The organism is Yeosuana sp. (assembly GCF_057126245.1).
On sequence record NZ_DBNGMQ010000106.1, the window covers coordinates 1 to 17,289 of the forward strand.

Here is a 17,289-nt window from a genome sequence, read left to right on the forward strand (position 1 = left end):
AAAATATTTTATTTAAAACCGGCTATAGCACTGTGATGCCACAATCAAAAAAAATCTTGGAAAACATTGCTAAATCTTTGGTGGAACGAAAAGATATTTATTTTACCATTCAAGGGCATGTGTGCTGTACTCAATATAGTAGAGATGCGGTTGATAGAAAAACAAAAAAAAGAAATTTATCTGTAGCCAGAGCTAAATATGTCTATGATTATTTTGCTAAAAAAGGCGTTGATAAAAAAAGAATGAAATATGTGGGTTTAAGACGTTTATTTCCGTTAGGCGGTGACCCCAAATTAGATAGACGCGTTGAAATATTAATTACTTATGTAAATAATAATTAATTCATACGTTTATAATAAACATAATACACTCTCATTTGAATATTAAAGTAATTCTATGTGTTTTTTGTTTCCTTCTTATAAGCTCTAAAAGCTTATCTCAAACCTTTGTACCAGATGATAACTTTGAACAAGCTTTAATTGATTTGGGTTATGATTCTGGTCCACTGGATGATGCTGTTCCTTCAGCAAATATTAATACCATTACAGATTTAGATGTTAACTTAAAAAATATTACGGATCTTACTGGAATAGAGGATTTTATAGCATTAACGGTTTTAAATTGTTCAGATAATTTACTTAGCAATCTAGATGTATCTAATAATACAAATCTTACCCAATTATTTTGTAGTAATAATTTTATTAATGCTTTAGATGTTTCTCTTTTACCTCATTTACAAATATTGTGGTGCGAAAACAATCAAATTTCCAATTTAGATGTTTCTAATAACTCAAACCTTATCTCATTAGTTTGTAGTAATAATCTTTTAACCAGTTTAGATGTTACAAACAATACAGGTTTAAATGTTTTAGCATTTGAAAGCAATCAAATATCTACTATTAATACCAGTAATAATAGTACGTTAAACTTTTTTTATTGCGGTAACAATCTAATAACATCTTTAGATATTACTCAAAATAGTAATCTTTCATATCTAGATTGTAGCAATAACCAAATAAGCATATTAGACACCAGTAACAACCCTATATTATATTTTATAAATACTGGTTTTAATAACTTAACATACTTGGATTTATCTCAAAATTCATCCTTAACTGAAATTGATTGCATAAACAACCAATTGTGTCGCTTAAATATTAAAAATGGAAATAACAACAATATTATCATCTTTAATTTTTCTAATAACCCAAACTTAAATTGTGTAATTGTAGACAACCCTTCTGGCAACCATACTACATGGAATCCGTTATCATTTACAAATTATGCTGTTTCTGAAAATGATTGCAGCAGTTTTGTAAATGTTGATTCTTTGCAAGATTTTTTAGGTTTAAGTTATACCCTTCCATTACTAAAAAATGGTGATTATTTTAGTGAATCTGGTGGAACAGGAACACCTTTATTTACAGGAGAAACTATTAACAGTTCACAAACAATATATATTTATAACGAAACGGTTTGTGATAGTAATGAAAGTAGTTTTAATGTATTAATTACCTCTGAATCTTATTATATTCCTAAATATTTTACACCTAATAATGATGGTAATCATGATATGTGGATGGTTCAAGATTTTTCGAATACTATTAATGGTATCTCAATATTTGATCACTACGGAAAGCTATTGAAATCCTTACAACCAAACGGAATAGGTTGGAACGGTACTTATAATGGTAAACCAATGGAAACTAATGATTATTGGTATGTTATCACATTTAATACAGGTGAAACAAAAAAAGGACATTTTACTTTAAAACGCTAAGTTTTAATCATCGCTATATGCGGAATATCATCTTCGAGATACGCCTCATCTATTTCTTGAAAACCTAAATTATTATAAAACGATTTTAAATATAATTGCGCAGAAATTTTAATTAATGTTTCGTTATAATATTGTTTAATCGCATGTATTGAAGATGTCATAATATCATATCCATATTTAAAATGACGTTCATTTTTTGAAACCACTACCCTACCAATACTAGATTCTTTAAAGTAATCTCCAGGTTTAAATAATCGTGTATAAGCGACAAGCTTAGTTTCTTTATACCCTAAAACGTGAAGTGCTTTTTGATCTTTCCCATCTACATCTTGATACACACAATCTTGTTCAACCACAAAAACCTCACTTCGTAATTGAAGTAAATCATAGAGTTCTTGCTTTGTTAACGCTTCAAAAGTTTTTACTTCTATTTTTAGCATGCTTCTATTGTTTTAATCATTACAAAACTTTTAAAAAGAGTGGAAATAATAATTCTTACTAATCTTGAACAATAATATCTTTTGGACCGCATTTACCATATTCCGGTTGAATATTAACATGATTAATTTGAAATTTTTTAAATAAAAGATTTTCAATTTTGGTTAAAATCGAATCAAATTGAGATAAGGTAATATCTTCATAAAAATCAATATGGGCCTCAAAATGGGTTTCCTCTTCGTTTAATTGCCAAACATGCACGTGATGCACATTTTTAACATCTTTAAGTTCTTGAACAGACTTTACAATTTCCTTAACCGGAATACTTTCAGGTGCAAACAACATAAGTACTTGAAACGAGTCTTTTAATAAATCAAATCCTACCCAAATTAAATATAAAGCAATCACTAAGGTTAAAACACTATCTATCCAATATATTTCATAAAATTTCATTAATAAACCACCTATTAAAACCGCGACACTCGCTAACATATCGGTTAATAAATGTAAATATGCAGAGCGCATATTCATGTTTTTTTTACTATCATTTTTTAATAATAGGACACTCAAACCATTAACTATTATTCCTAATAGTGATAACCATATTACTAATCCAGATTCAATAGTTTGTGGATTTTGAAACCGTATAATAGCTTCTTTTATTAACAGAATAGCAACAATTATTAATGTAGCAGCATTTACAAAAGCAGCTAAAATTTCTGCGCGCTTATATCCGAACGTTTTATGTAATGATGCTGATTTTTTTGATAAAACAGTTGCTAAATAACTCACTAATAGTGATAAAACATCGGTAAAATTATGAAGAGCATCACTTAATAACGATAAACTTCCAGAAACTAATCCTCCAATTACTTGAGCAACTGTAATTATAATATTTAAAAAAATAGAAAGAAATAAGTTTCTACCTTTTAAATGAGGATGGTTATGTGTATGATTATAAGAATGAGAATGTATATTACTCATTTAACAAGATAAAGGTATTTTATTAATACGATTTTGATGACGGCCACCTTCAAAAGGAGTTTCTAAAAAGGTATCAACCATTTCTATTACTTGTGGTAAAGCTGTAAACCGTGCTGGAATACTTAAAATATTTGCATCATTATGCTGTCTAGCAAGAGTGACTATTTCTTTATTCCAACATAAAGCAGAACGTACACCTTGATGTTTATTAGCTGTCATATTAGCACCATTTCCGCTACCACAAATAATAATACCAAAATCAACTTTATGTTCTTCTACATCTTTAGCAACCGGATGTACAAAATCAGGATAATCAACACTCCCCTCGGTATCCGTACCGTAATTATTAACATGATAACCTTTTGATTCTAAATACTTTATAATAGCATACTTATATTCAACACCAGCATGATCATTTCCTATTGATATATTCATAATTTATATATTTTTAAAAACGTAAAGGTACTAAATAACACTTAAAATTAAGTTTATAACACTATTGATTAACTGTTAATAACTGGTTACTAATTTATATAACTAAAGTATGGTGAATTCAATTAATTTTCTAATCAAATATTAAAGAATAAGTTCCTAATTTTAAAATCATTTTTTTTATTAAAAGTATGAGATAAATTTTAATAGATACCAACATTAAATATTAAAATAGTTATAAATAAAACCTAGTGAAATTTAGTTGTTAACAACTGTTTATATAAAATATAAATATATTAAAAATGAACCTTTTAAAATAATATAAGTTGTTAATTACCTATTAATAGAATGTAAATTTATTGTAATCAAAATAAATGTTAAAAAAGTTATACCGCTATTCACACCCTATAATAAGCATCATTATTTTTTTAAATTTTAAAAAGAAAATAGATATATATTATATAAGGTTGATAAGTTGATTAAATTAAATATAGTGTTTAAAAAATCGGCTTTAATTATTTAATTGTAACTTTGTAAAAAATAAATAGCATCTCTTCTCCTAAAAAGCGCTATTTTATAAAATAATTTCCAATATCTTAGGAAATAGAAATGATTACAAATATTACATGACAAGAAAGAAAAAAACGAAATCGTCAAATAAGATTTCAAACCTTACAAATACCATTCTTAGTATTTTAAAAAAAGAAAGAAACCAAAGTTTTAACTATAAACAAATTGCTTCCAAATTAGGAGTAAACGATGCTAGTAGTAGAAACCAAATCATAAAAAAATTACACGCTTTAACAGCTCAAAAAGAAATTGAAGAAGTTGAACGTGGTAAATTTAAAGCGATTATAACTACTGAATATCATACAGGTGTTCTCGATTTATCACATAAAGGATCGGGCTACATTATTAGTGATGACTTTGATGATGATGTGTTTATTGCATCTAATAATATAAACAGAGCTTTAAACGGTGATGAAGTAGAATTTTATGTGTACAAACGCCGTAAGCGTGGAAAAATGGAAGGTGAAATTACTCAAATTTTAAAACGTGCTAAGAGTGATTATGTTGGTGTTATTCAAATACACAGTAATTATGCATTTGTGATTCCTGATAGTAATAAAATGTACAAAGATATATTTGTACCTATTAATAAAATAAATAAGGCTGAAGATGGTGATAAAGTATTAGTGTCTTTAGAAGATTGGCCGGAAAAAGCTGATTCTCCTTATGGTAAAGTGTTGCAGGTTTTAGGAAAACCTGGTGAACATAACACAGAGATTCATGCTATTTTAGCAGAATATGGTTTGCCATATGAATTTCCTCGGGAAGTTGAAGAATTTGCGAATAAAATAGATACGTCAATTACGAAAGAAGAAATAGCAAAGCGTAGAGATATGCGTGATGTATTAACCTTTACGATTGACCCTAAAGATGCGAAAGATTTTGATGATGCTTTATCGTTTCAAGTTTTAAATAACGGATTATTCGAAATAGGAATTCATATTGCCGATGTATCGCATTACGTACAAGAAGGCACTATTTTAGACGATGAAGCTTACGAACGTGCCACTTCTGTGTATCTAGTAGATCGCGTGGTACCTATGTTGCCTGAAGTCTTATCAAACAACGCCTGTTCATTACGACCACATGAAGAAAAATTTACCTTTTCAGCAGTCTTCCAAATTGATGCAAATGCGCAAGTAAAAAAACAATGGTTTGGTAGAACCGTCACGTATTCTGATGCGCGTTTTTCTTACGAAGAAGCCCAGGCTATTATAGAATCTGGTACTAATAATATTCCTAAAGAAGTGTCATTAACAGGTAAAGCGTATCAAACAATATTAGAAGTTTCTCAAGCTGTTTTAAAGTTAGATGAACTAGCTAAAATAATGCGTTTAAAACGTATGAAAGATGGTGCTATTTCATTTGATAAAGTAGAGGTGAAATTTAACTTAGACGAACAATCGAAACCTATAGGAGTCTTTTTTAAAACCAGTAAAGATGCTAATCATTTAATTGAAGAGTTTATGTTATTAGCTAATAAAAAAGTAGCTGAATTTATAGGGAAGCAATCTCCTAAAAAAACCTTTATATATCGTGTTCATGATGAACCAGATGTTAGTAAACTAGCTAATTTACAAGGTATTGTTTCTAAGTTTGGTTACAAACTAAATTTTAAAGATAGAAAATCAACAACAGCTTCGTTAAATCATTTATTACAGGAAGTTGTTGGTAAAAAAGAGCAAAATTTAGTGGATACTTTAACGATTCGTACTATGAGTAAAGCTGAATATACGACACATAATATTGGACATTATGGGTTAGCATTTGATTATTATAGTCATTTTACATCTCCGATACGTCGGTATCCAGATGTAATTGCCCATCGTTTACTTCAGTTGTATCTTGATGGCGGAAAATCGGTTAATGAAGATGCTTACGAAGATAAATGTAACCATTCCAGTAATATGGAAAATCTGGCTACAAAAGCAGAACGTGACTCAATAAAATACATGCAAATTAGGTTTATGGAAGACCATAAAAATGAAGCGTTTTTAGGTGTTATTTCTGGTGTAACAGACTGGGGAATTTATGTAGAAATCATTGCTAATAAATGTGAAGGTATGGTAAGTGTTAGAGATATGAAAGATGATCATTATGCATTTGATGAAACACAATACGCTTTAGTTGGAAAAAATAATAAAAACATCTATCAACTTGGTGATGAAGTGGTTGTTAAAGTTAAAAACACCGATTTAGTTAAAAAACACTTAGATTTTAATCTGATAGCAAAAAAAGAGGAATAATTATTGATAACTTTACGTTATTATAAAAAAATAAAAAATGAAGCGTTTATTAACAGTACTTACTATTCTTATTTCGGTCACGCTTTTTGCACAAAAACCGATAGAAAAAACCATTGGAGAATTTACAGAACTTAAAGTGTATGATTTAATACAGGTAGAATTAATTAAATCCAACGAAAATAAAGTGATTATTTCAGGAAAAAATAATCAGGACGTTCTTGTGAATAATAAAAGTGGTAAGCTTAAAATTAAAATGAATTTAGAGCGTATTTTTAATGGAGACGATACAAAGGTCACTTTATACTATACCTCATTTGATATTCTTGATGTTAATGAAGGCGCTAAAATTTATTCTAAAGACGATATTAAACAGTATGAAATTGATTTAAAATCACAAGAAGGCGGTACAATAGATGTAAAACTAAATGTAACTTATGCAAATATTAAAGCGGTTACAGGTGGTGTTGTTACGGCAAGTGGAATGTCTAAAAATCAAAAGGTAACTTTATTAACAGGTGGTGTTTATCAGGGTGAAGGTTTAAAAACGGAAAAATCTGAGGTATCTATTAATGCCGCTGGTGAAGCATATATAAACGCTTCAAAACTGGTAGATATTAAAATTAGAGCAGGAGGTGATGTGTTTATTTATGGGAATCCAGAAACCGTGAATGAAAGTAGTGTTTTTGGAGGAAGAGTAAAACGTATGGATTAATACTAAATATTTTTAAATATGTAAGCCTGTTTTTAAAACAGGCTTTTTTTATTTCCATACATGGAATTCAAAAAGGAAACTATCAATAATATTTCTTTACTTTGTGTAAAGTCATAAGTTTTTATGTTTGAAGATGTTTTAAGAGCCATTCCGTTTGGTATCATATTAGCATTTACCATAGGGCCGGTATTTTTTGTACTTCTAGAAACTAGTGTAACTAAAGGTTTTAAAAGTGCTTTAATATTTGATCTTGGTGTAATGTTAGCCGACATCTTATTTATTATAGTTGCTTTTTATAGTACCAATAAACTATTAGATAAAATAAAAGACGATCCAAATTTTTTAGTTTTTGGTGGTGTATTATTAGTGGTTTATGGTTTAATTTCTTTTATAAAAACATCAAAATCGTTTCGAGAAATTGTAAAAGAATATCATAGAATCGATATTCAAAAAAAGTATGGAAAACTCTTTTTAAAAGGATTCTTACTTAACTTTATTAATATTGGTGTACTACTCGGTTGGGTTGGTTTTATTGTTATTGCCAACTCTTTATCTGCATCAAAAGAAGGGGTTATTGTTTTTCTGTCAACTATTTTAATTACTTATTTTTTAGTAGATCTTGTTAAAATTGCGGTTTCAAAAAAACTAAAAAACAAATTAACACCAAGACTTATTTTTAAAACAAAAAAAATAATAGCACTTGTTATTTTAGGCTTTGGCATCTTGCTTTTAGTACAAGCCTTTTTTCCAAAAGAAAAGGAACTGATAAAAGAAAAGTTGGAACAAATAAATATTAGAAAAGAAAAACCTTCAGTATAACTGAAGGTTTTTTTGAGGCGTCGAGCGGATTCGAACCGCTGTAGAAGGTTTTGCAGACCTCTGCCTAGCCACTCGGCCACAACGCCATTATTTGATTGCAAATGTAAAAAAAATTCAGACTTTTCTTTACAATTAATTACTTTTTACGCTCATCGGTCATTTTAATCGTTACTTTTTCAACATCACCACCAATGGGTGGGTTTAATTTACTAACCCAAACCGTTGCTTTTTTTACTAGTGCATCTTCGTTAAAAATTCTATTTAATATGCGTTTTCCAACAGTTTCTAGTAAATAAGACGGTTTACCCATTTCTTCTCTTACCACTTTATTTAAAAAAACATAATCCACAGTATCATTGAGTTTATCAGTAATAGCAGAGGTTTGTAAATCAGCTTCTACTTCTAAATTTACAAGGTAATCGCTCCCTATTTTTGTTTCTTCTTTAAGACACCCATGATGCGAAAATACACGAATGTTTTCAACTTTTATAACCCCCATTAGCTTGTAAATAAATCAAATATATTACTTAAAGCACTTGTTTTAGCTTTATAGAATTCTGTATATGTACATCGCATACAAGTGACAGAAGTAAATTTTTTATTTTGAATATCAAAGATTTTTGAGAATGTGCCTCCAGTAGCTCTCATTTCATCTATTTTGTATTCTGTATTGCTACATTTTGGACACTTGTAATTAATATTTTCCATTGTAAAAAATTATAAGGTATTAGTTTTTATAATTGTATGTAACAAGAATTAAAATTTGTTACGCTTCTTAAACTTAATAAGCTAAAATAACTTGAATTTCCGTAATTTTGAAGCTTATTTAGTTGAAATAAATAAGAACCATGTCTGAAGAGAAAAAACCACTTAATTTTTTAGAGCAAATCATTGAAGAAGATTTAGCTAATGGAATGAATAAAAATGATTTACGTTTTCGTTTTCCTCCGGAACCTAATGGTTATTTACATATTGGGCATACCAAAGCGATTGGTATAAGTTTTGGTTTAGGTGAAAAATATAATGCTCCCGTTAATCTTCGTTTTGATGATACAAATCCTGCTAAAGAAGAACAAGAATACGTTGATGCTATAAAAAAGGATGTGTCTTGGTTGGGTTATAGCTGGGATAAAGAACTGTATTCTTCTGACTATTTTCAACAATTATACGATTGGGCGATATTACTTATTAAAGACGGAAAAGCTTATGTAGATTCGCAGTCGTCTGATGCCATGGCTGAACAAAAAGGAACACCAACACAACCTGGTGTCGATGGTCCTTTTAGAAATAGAAGCGTAGAAGAAAATTTAAATTTATTCTACGGAATGAAAGATGGTGAGTTTGACGAAGGCGACCATATTCTTCGTGCTAAAATTGATATGCAACACAATAACATGCTGATGCGTGACCCGATTATGTATCGTATATTAAGGAAACAGCATCACAGAACTGGAAATGCATGGTGTATTTATCCTATGTATGATTGGACACATGGTGAAAGTGATTATATAGAGCAAATATCGCATTCGCTTTGTTCCCTTGAATTTAAGCCTCATAGAGAGCTTTATGACTGGTTTAAGAACGAAGTGTACGCTTATAGTAAAAACGTGTATCCTTTAATACCTAAACAGCGTGAATTTGCACGTTTAAATCTTAGTTATACCATTATGAGTAAGCGTAAGTTGCTTCAATTGGTTCAAGGTGGTATCGTAAAAGGTTGGGACGACCCCAGAATGCCTACTATTTCTGGCTTACGCCGAAGAGGCTATACACCAAATTCACTTAGAAAATTTGTAGAAACCGTGGGTGTTGCTAAACGTGATAACGTTATTGATGTATCGCTTTTAGAATTTTGTATTCGTGAAGATTTAAATAAAATAGCACCGCGCGTTATGGCGGTTTTAAATCCGGTTAAATTAGTGATTACTAATTACCCGGAAGGTGAGGAGGAATGGTTAGAAGCTGAAAATAATCAAGAAGACGAAAGTGCTGGGTTTAGAAAAGTACCGTTCTCAAGAGAATTATATATTGAAAAAGACGATTTTAAAGAAGAAGCTGGTAATAAGTTTTTTAGATTAAAATTAGGTGGCGAAGTGCGTCTTAAAAATGCTTATATTATTAAAGCTGAAAGTGTTGTTAAAGATAATAACGGAGAGGTTATAGAAATTCATTGTACGTATTCAGAGGATACTTCTAAAAAAGTAAAGGGGACCTTGCATTGGGTATCAATAAAACACGCTATAAAGGCCGAAGTTAGAGAATATGACAGGTTATTTATGGATGAAGCACCAGATAGCCATCAGGATAAAGATTTCATAGAATTTATAAATCCGGAGTCTTTAAAATTGATAGATGCTTATGTGGAACCAAGTTTACAAGAAGCTAGAGTGGGAGATAGGTTTCAATTTCAACGCTTAGGATATTTTAATGTTGATCATGATTCTATTTCAAAACATTTAGTGTTCAATAAAACGGTTGGATTAAGAGATTCTTGGGCGAAGCAAAAACCCAAACAAGCATCAGAAAAAAAAGCACCAAAACTGCAACAACAATCGCAACGTAAAGCTATTGATGTCATTCAGCAATTGGGTAAAAAATATACCAATTTACCCGAAGCTAAACAGCTTAAAGTAAAAAGTGAGATTCAAGAACTTGCAAACAATGTAACTTATGAAGAGTTAGCGCCTTTATTTGGTACGGCTCTAAAAAAAGTAGGAACACGCATTGCGGTAATGATAACACTTGGAGTTTTGATTAAAAACGGACTTCAAAAGAATACAGAGATTGAAATTTTTATTGAAAAAGCTTTGGTAGGTAATCACCCACTATTGGTAGCCGAAGCGAATGCTGTTTAATTTTATTTTTAGATTTTAAATAAATCTTACTATTAGAATTTTAGTTATATTTAATTTCAAACTAAACTAAATATCTTATGGAAATTAATTTTATTGCAATTCTTGCCGCTGCAATTTCAGCGTTATTTGTTGGGTTTATTTGGTACAACCCAAAAGTTTTTGGTAATGCTTGGATGAAAGCTGCCGGAATAAATGAAGAACAAATTAAAAACGGAAATATGGCAAAGATTTTTATTTTGTCTTTAATTTTTTCGTTTTTGTTATCCTTTGCGATGTCATTTTTGGTAATTCATCAAACAGGTGTTTTAGGTGCTATTGGTGGAGACCCAACAAAAGCTCTACCGTCTTATGTGGCCTTTATGACAGATTATGGAGATACTTTTAGAACCTTTAAGCATGGGGCTTTACATGGATTTATGGGTGGTATTTTAATTGCCCTACCTATAATTGGAACCAATGCGTTGTTTGAAAGAAAAAGCGTAAAATACATTCTAATAAATAGCGGGTATTGGATTGTAACCATCACCATTATGGGAGCTATCGTTTGTGGTTGGAAATAATGTTATAATCATTTAGTATAATAAAAGACTGATGACTAAAGTTTTCAGTCTTTATTTTTTTGTCTTGATAGAATTTAAATTGTATACATCGGTTACTAAACTTCCAAAAAAAGCATGGAATGATTTAACGCGTCATGATATTTTTTTACAAATACCTTATTTAGAAGCCACTTCAAAAGCTTTACCTAAAACTATTGCCATGTGTTATGTTGGAGTTTTTAACCAAAATCAGCTTGTTGGCGTGGCTGTTATTCAGCATGTACAGTTATACTTAAAAGACATGTTTAGGCATGATACTGCGACATGTATAAAAGAGTTAATACAAAACACACTTTCAAAAGTTTTAAAAGGACATATTTTGGTAGTTGGTAATTTAACCCATACAGGCCAACATGGTATTTATTTTAATGCTGAAAAGATTTCTGAACCTGATTTCATTACTACTATTTTTGGTGCTTTAAAAGCGCTTCAAATAAGAATAAAACAAGATCATAAAAAGACAATACGTTTAATTCTTTTTAAAGATTATTTTGAAAATGACACCATTCATTTGCATAAACAAGTTTTTGACGCTCATAAGTTTCATAAATTGAAAGTACAACCCAATATGATTATGTCAACTAAAGAAACTTGGTTAACAAAGCAAGATTATATTGAGGCTATGACATCAAAATATAGAACCAGATATAATCGGGCTAGAAAAAAAAGAAACCATATTGTTGTTAAAGAATTAGATATAAAGGCATTAAAAGAAGAATCAAAGACTATCTACAATCTTTATAAACATGTATCTAACAATGCATCCTTTAACACGTTTATATTACCGGAAAACCATTTTTTAAGTTTAAAGGAATATTTAAAAAATGACTTTAAAGTTTTTGGATATTATTTAAATGATGAGCTTATCGGCTTTTACTCGTTAATTATTAATAACGAGTTCTTAGAAACCTACTTTTTAGGGTATGATGCTGAACACCAACACAGTAATCAATTGTATTTAAACATGCTTTATGATATGGCTGAATATGCCATAAAGAACAAATTTAAATCGGTTGTTTATGCCAGAACAGCCATGGAAATAAAAAGCTCTGTTGGTGCCAAAGCAGAACCTATGTTTATGTATTTAAAATATACGAATAGTTTTGTAAATGCTATTTTAAGGCCAATATTTAGCCTTATGAATCCGTCTCAAGACTGGGAAGAACGGCATCCTTTTAAAAACGATTAAATTTATAGATATTTATAAAATTTTTGTAATAAACGTATATCTATTAAATGAGCCTAAGAACCCTTATATTATTAATTATAAATAGTTTGGTTTTTTTAGTAGTTGTAATCTTGTCCATTACATTCTACAATCAGTTCTCTCATGTAATAGACGATAGAGTGCTTCAGCAATTAAACTCTATTAAAACCCTTAAAAAAATTCAGATAGAGAATTTTATTCAAACGGAGTGGCAAAAGTTTTTACAAAATCCGATTTCTACAGGTTTTGTTGATAGTTTAAATATTTCGATGTCTCAAAAGGAATTTCCTGTTTCTGGAATTTATGACTTAACCAAATCGCACAAACAAAATAAAACCTCAATTGGCTTGGTGTTGATTGATAGTAACCAAATAAAATTAAAAGTTATACCCTATAAAAAGATTAAGAGTATTTTACTTGAAAGAACAGGAATGGGAAATACGGGAGAGTCTTATCTTGTTGGAGACGATTATTATATGAGATCTCAATCTCGATTTTTACCAGAAAAAATTCCTTTTAAAATATTGGTAAAAACAAAAGGCGTACTAAACGCATTATCTGGCAAATCGGGACGAGGAATCTATAAAGATTATAGAGGGGTTGATGTGTATGGTGTTTATAGTGCAATAAACCTATCAAACCTTAATTTAGTAATACTTTCTGAAATCGATAAAAGCGAGGTTAAAGCGCCTTTAGAAGATCTTAAATTAAGACTTTTAGGTTTAATATGTGTTATTACGTTCATTGCTATAGTTTTATCATTATTTCTTACCAGAATAATAGCCAACCCAATCATTAATATGAAAAAGAGTTTAAAAATTATGGCTGATGGGGATTATAAACAAACGAATGTATTTGTTAAAAACTCTAATGAAATTAAGGAAATGTTTGAAGCTCTTGATAATTTAAAAAAGTCATTGCAAGGCGCAGTAAAGTTTTCAAATGAAATAGGTAAAATGAATCTCAATTCTCATTATCTTCCAAAAAGCCAAAACGATTTATTAGGCAAAAGTCTCATAAAAATGAGAAATAAATTAATAGAATTTAGAAATAACGAAAACAAACACCGTATTAATACAAAACGCCAATTGGTTGATGGTTTAGAAAATGAAAGACGAAGACTTTCCCGCGAACTTCACGATGGTATAGGCCCACTTTTAACCTCATTGAAATTTTATATAGAAAACAAAATTGAGAGTAAAACACAGCAACACGAAATGAAAACCATTGTTGACGATACAATTTCTGAAATACGGTTAATGTCAAATGCGTTAATGCCATCAACATTAGACGATTTTGGAGTGGGCGCAGCATTAACAAATTTTATTGAGAGCATCAACAACTCATCGAGTATTAATATTGAATTTGAAGACCTAACCAAGCAAACTAAAAGCAAGATTACCAAAAATCAAGAAATTAATATTTTTAGAATTTGTCAAGAGTTGATAAATAATTCTCTTAAACACGCTAATCCTAACAATATTAGAATAACACTGTCTGAATTTGATGATTTTATCTCTCTTTTTTATTTTGATGATGGCAATGGTTTTAATATGAATACCATAAAATTAGGTTCCGGAATTATTAACATTAAAGAGCGTGTTGAAATTTGTAATGGAGCGTTACAAATTAATTCAAAACCAGAAAAAACAACTTTTGAAATTGAGTTACCAATAGAAGAAAATGAAAACCATTAAACTTGTAATAGCAGACGATCACGAACTTTTTAGAAACGGTTTAAAAGAATTACTTAAAAAGAACAACGATATTGAAGTAGTCGCTTCTGTTGGAGATGGCAAAGAATTTATAGAAGTTCTTAAAAATAATCCATCTTTAGATATTGTTTTACTAGATATAACGATGCCTAATATGGATGGGTTTGAAGTTTTAAATCAAATTAAAAGTTTAAATAAATCCGTTAAGCCAATAATAATATCTATGCATGATGAAGGCAATTATATTGCGAAATGTGCTAAAAAAGGGGCCTATAGTTATTTACTTAAAAATACAGATCAGGACGAATTAATTAAGGTGATACGTATAGTAAGTGAAGGAAAAAAATACTTCAGTCCAATAATCTCTGAAAAGATGATTAACTACATGTCAGAGCAAACTATAAGCGAAAATATACTTTCTAAAAAAGAACAAGAAGTTTTAGAACTTATATCTAAAGGTTTAACAACCAAAGAAATAGCATTACAATTGTTCGTTAGTTCTCGAACCATTGAAACACACCGTTCTAATATTATAAAAAAACTAGAAGTTAAAAATACGGCAGAACTTATTAAAAAGGCTACTAAATTAAATCTTATTTAAACTAATTTCGATTACGATTAAAAACAGAACTGGATTAGTTTTAAGAGCGTTAATTCTTGTGTCAGGTTGAGTGCCGTTTAAACCTTATGATAATTTAAGGAATATAGACCTTTCGACTTAGTTCAAGGAGACATTTTATAAAGGTCTTTATAAATCCATAGCAATCAACAATATATTAATATATATCGGATTATTTAGCTAAATATATCCGTATAAATACGGATATGAAATGGGTGATTTCATGTAGCTCTGAAGGCGTTAGTTTGTGTTTAATTTTACATAAATTTAAAAATAAGCGTTATGAGAACTACAATGTTAATACTGTTATTATCTTTATTTACAATAGGTGCTTTTGCTCAGAAGAGAAGCGATTTAAAAGGACCAGCATATAAAAATTATAAACCTGGCCAGCATATCAGTGAGCCCACTTTAGTCTACACAGTTACTAATAAAAAGGAGCTAAAAGGCCCAGCCTATAAAAATAAAAAGCCATGGCAAGATAAATCGGATAAAAAATATGTTGCAATTACCTATGGTTCAGATAGGTCTAAATTAAAAGGACCGGCATATAAAAACTATAAACCTTGGCGCAAAAACAATAATTAATTTTAGGTAATTGAGGTATAAAAGAAAAAAGCTATTAGCCAACCATGGGCTAATAGCTTTTTTATTAATAAATAGATTTAAGTCTTATGAAACTTTATAATAAAATTAAGTGGGTATTAGGAATTTTCATGGTTTTTATTTTAATATTAGCCACAAACTTAATTGATAGAAACAATTTTATAAGAGTTAAGGATTCTGTTGTTACAATTTATGAAGATAGACTTATAGCTAGCGATTTAGTATTTGATATGTTTAAATTGGTTAAAAAGATGGAAGTTGCTCTCAAGCTATCAGACACACTATTTTTTAATCAATAAAATAACATAGCTAACAGCAAAATTAATAATCTCATTTTAAGGTTTGAACTAACCGAACTTACCTGCGAAGAACATACTATTTTTAAAAATTTAAAAAGGAATTTTGAATCGCTTAAAAGTGTTGAAAGAAATTTTGTAGCATCAAATTTTAAAGACAAAAGCAATCAAGAAGATATCATTATAAATATTAATAAAAATTTTGATGACTTATCTAAAATCCAATAAACCGAAGGTAGAAGACAGATGTCAATGAGTAAAAAGGCTACTAGTACGGTAGAATTATTTACTTAAATTGAAATCTGTCTTTTGATTTTTTTGGCAATTGCCATTCTAATAATTGTAATGTGCAAGCCAAATTAAACAGGTTATTTCTGCTCTTTTTTCTTAGCATTTTTTATAGCTTCTCCAATTTGGTTACTGGCTGTAAAACTTGCGACCATATCGTTTAGCATATTACTTCCTGCTTGTGGTGAATTTGGTAATAATATTAAGTTACTATTTGTTTCACTACCAATAGCCTGTAATGTATCATAATGTTGCGTGACCACAATGAGAGCCGAAGCTTCTTGTGAGTTAATACCAACTCTGTTTAACACATCAACTGATTCTTCTAATCCGCGAGCTATTTCTCTACGTTGGTCAGCAATACCTTGACCTTGTAATCGCTTGCTTTCTGCTTCAGCTTTTGCTTTTTCAACGATTAAAATACGGGCAGCATCACCTTCGTACTGAGCCGCTGTTTTTTCTCTGTCGGCTGCATTAATTCTATTCATTGCTAATTTTACCTGAGCATCTGGGTCAATATCGGTAACTAGGGTTCTAATAATATCATACCCATATTCCATCATGGCATCGTTTAACTCAGTTTTTACCGCAATGGCGATATCGTCTTTTTTCACGAAGACATCATCCAATTTCATTTTAGGAACTTCAGCTCTTACCACATCAAACACGTAAGATGTAATTTGTTCATGTGGATAATCCAACTTATAAAAAGCATCATATACTTTTTCAGGGAGTACTTTATATTGCACAGAGACTTTAAGTTTTACAAATACATCGTCTAATGTTTTAGTTTCTACAATGACATCTAATTGTTGAATTTTTAAACTTAATCGTCCGGCAACTCTATCAACTAAAGGAATTTTTAATTGAAGACCAGATTTACGAATACTTAAAAACCTACCAAAACGCTCAATAATAGCGGCAGTCTGTTGTTTAACAATAAAGAATGATGAGATAAGGATGATTACCCCAAGAAAAAGAATGACAGGGAAGAATAATTGACTCATGGTTTTATATTAAAAATGTTAGAACTATTAAGGTACAAAATTTATGTTAAAAAGGAGTGCTTATTGGAACACTTATTAAACTTAAACCCCTTTTATTATTAGTAGCGTTTTGTATC

17 protein-coding genes and 1 tRNA gene are annotated in these 17,289 nt (G+C 29.8%); 11 read left to right on the plus strand and 7 right to left on the minus strand.

The features are described 5' to 3' along the window. Together AC15TD_RS14105 and AC15TD_RS14110 are read left to right on the plus strand one after the other, a co-directional pair. A partial coding sequence (locus tag AC15TD_RS14105) for an OmpA family protein (RefSeq protein WP_484452781.1) occupies nucleotides 1-341 on the plus strand: 341 nt, incomplete at its 5' end. A 35-nt stretch (nucleotides 342-376) separates the two neighbouring features. Next, nucleotides 377-1,780 (plus strand): T9SS type B sorting domain-containing protein, encoded by a 1,404-nt coding sequence (locus AC15TD_RS14110; protein WP_484452782.1) that lies wholly within the window; start codon nucleotides 377-379, stop codon nucleotides 1,778-1,780. Here AC15TD_RS14110 and AC15TD_RS14115 read toward each other — a convergent pair. Genes AC15TD_RS14115 through rpiB form a run of 3 tightly spaced genes read right to left on the minus strand, consistent with a single transcriptional unit; the run spans nucleotide 1,777 to nucleotide 3,637 of the window. After that, on the minus strand, nucleotides 1,777-2,220 hold the full coding sequence (locus tag AC15TD_RS14115) for a GNAT family N-acetyltransferase (protein ID WP_484452783.1): 444 nt from the start codon (nucleotides 2,218-2,220) through the stop codon (nucleotides 1,777-1,779). The two genes, AC15TD_RS14110 and AC15TD_RS14115, sit on opposite strands and share 4 nt — an antisense overlap. Nucleotides 2,221-2,278: 58 nt before the next feature. Then, nucleotides 2,279-3,202, minus strand: coding sequence for a cation diffusion facilitator family transporter (locus AC15TD_RS14120; protein WP_484452784.1), 924 nt, complete (start codon nucleotides 3,200-3,202; stop codon nucleotides 2,279-2,281). After that, complete coding sequence (gene rpiB, locus AC15TD_RS14125) at nucleotides 3,203-3,637, minus strand: ribose 5-phosphate isomerase B (protein WP_484452785.1); 435 nt, start codon at nucleotides 3,635-3,637, stop codon at nucleotides 3,203-3,205. 623 nt (nucleotides 3,638-4,260) lie between these two features. On the opposite strand from rpiB, the gene rnr reads away from it, so the two are divergent. The 3 genes from rnr to AC15TD_RS14140 all read left to right on the plus strand — a co-directional run bounded on the left by rnr (nucleotide 4,261) and on the right by AC15TD_RS14140 (nucleotide 7,981). Next, nucleotides 4,261-6,450: a ribonuclease R gene (gene rnr / locus AC15TD_RS14130; protein WP_484452786.1), complete on the plus strand. Its 2,190-nt coding sequence runs from the start codon at nucleotides 4,261-4,263 to the stop codon at nucleotides 6,448-6,450. A 37-nt stretch (nucleotides 6,451-6,487) separates the two neighbouring features. Next, a complete protein-coding gene (locus AC15TD_RS14135) occupies nucleotides 6,488-7,162 on the plus strand; it encodes a head GIN domain-containing protein (protein ID WP_484452787.1) in 675 nt (224 codons plus the stop codon). 123 nt (nucleotides 7,163-7,285) lie between these two features. Beyond that, complete coding sequence (locus AC15TD_RS14140) at nucleotides 7,286-7,981, plus strand: LysE family translocator (protein WP_484452788.1); 696 nt, start codon at nucleotides 7,286-7,288, stop codon at nucleotides 7,979-7,981. 15 nt (nucleotides 7,982-7,996) lie between these two features. Here AC15TD_RS14140 and AC15TD_RS14145 read toward each other — a convergent pair. The 3 genes from AC15TD_RS14145 to AC15TD_RS14155 form a co-directional block, all read right to left on the minus strand. Continuing rightward, nucleotides 7,997-8,067: transfer RNA gene (locus AC15TD_RS14145), tRNA-Cys, on the minus strand. Between the two features lie 50 nt (nucleotides 8,068-8,117). Beyond that, nucleotides 8,118-8,480 carry a dihydroneopterin aldolase gene (folB, locus tag AC15TD_RS14150; protein ID WP_484452789.1) on the minus strand — a complete coding sequence of 121 codons (363 nt, stop codon included), beginning with the start codon at nucleotides 8,478-8,480 and terminating at the stop codon, nucleotides 8,118-8,120. Then, nucleotides 8,480-8,689 (minus strand): zinc ribbon domain-containing protein, encoded by a 210-nt coding sequence (locus AC15TD_RS14155; RefSeq protein ID WP_484452790.1) that lies wholly within the window; start codon nucleotides 8,687-8,689, stop codon nucleotides 8,480-8,482. The genes folB and AC15TD_RS14155 overlap by 1 nt, the downstream gene beginning before the upstream one ends. 140 nt (nucleotides 8,690-8,829) lie before the next feature. Between AC15TD_RS14155 and AC15TD_RS14160 the strand changes: the two genes are divergently transcribed. From AC15TD_RS14160 to AC15TD_RS14185, 6 genes are all read left to right on the plus strand, one after another. Next, nucleotides 8,830-10,836, plus strand: coding sequence for a glutamine--tRNA ligase/YqeY domain fusion protein (locus tag AC15TD_RS14160; protein WP_484452791.1), 2,007 nt, complete (start codon nucleotides 8,830-8,832; stop codon nucleotides 10,834-10,836). 77 nt (nucleotides 10,837-10,913) lie between these two features. Further along, complete coding sequence (locus AC15TD_RS14165) at nucleotides 10,914-11,396, plus strand: DUF1761 domain-containing protein (RefSeq protein WP_484452792.1); 483 nt, start codon at nucleotides 10,914-10,916, stop codon at nucleotides 11,394-11,396. A 31-nt stretch (nucleotides 11,397-11,427) separates the two neighbouring features. After that, the gene (locus AC15TD_RS14170; protein ID WP_484452793.1) at nucleotides 11,428-12,624 is read left to right on the plus strand and encodes a GNAT family N-acetyltransferase; all 1,197 of its coding nucleotides are present in this window, start codon (nucleotides 11,428-11,430) and stop codon (nucleotides 12,622-12,624) included. A 47-nt stretch (nucleotides 12,625-12,671) separates the two neighbouring features. Next, the gene (locus AC15TD_RS14175; protein ID WP_484452794.1) at nucleotides 12,672-14,339 is read left to right on the plus strand and encodes an ATP-binding protein; all 1,668 of its coding nucleotides are present in this window, start codon (nucleotides 12,672-12,674) and stop codon (nucleotides 14,337-14,339) included. After that, nucleotides 14,326-14,958, plus strand: a complete 633-nt coding sequence (locus tag AC15TD_RS14180; RefSeq protein WP_484452795.1) for a response regulator — start codon at nucleotides 14,326-14,328, stop codon at nucleotides 14,956-14,958. Before AC15TD_RS14175 ends, AC15TD_RS14180 begins: the two co-directional genes overlap by 14 nt. Before the next feature lie 300 nt (nucleotides 14,959-15,258). Continuing rightward, nucleotides 15,259-15,564, plus strand: coding sequence for a hypothetical protein (locus tag AC15TD_RS14185; protein ID WP_484452796.1), 306 nt, complete (start codon nucleotides 15,259-15,261; stop codon nucleotides 15,562-15,564). Between the two features lie 682 nt (nucleotides 15,565-16,246). Here AC15TD_RS14185 and AC15TD_RS14190 read toward each other — a convergent pair. Next, complete coding sequence (locus AC15TD_RS14190) at nucleotides 16,247-17,173, minus strand: SPFH domain-containing protein (protein ID WP_484452797.1); 927 nt, start codon at nucleotides 17,171-17,173, stop codon at nucleotides 16,247-16,249. Between the last annotated feature and the right edge of the window lie 116 nt (nucleotides 17,174-17,289).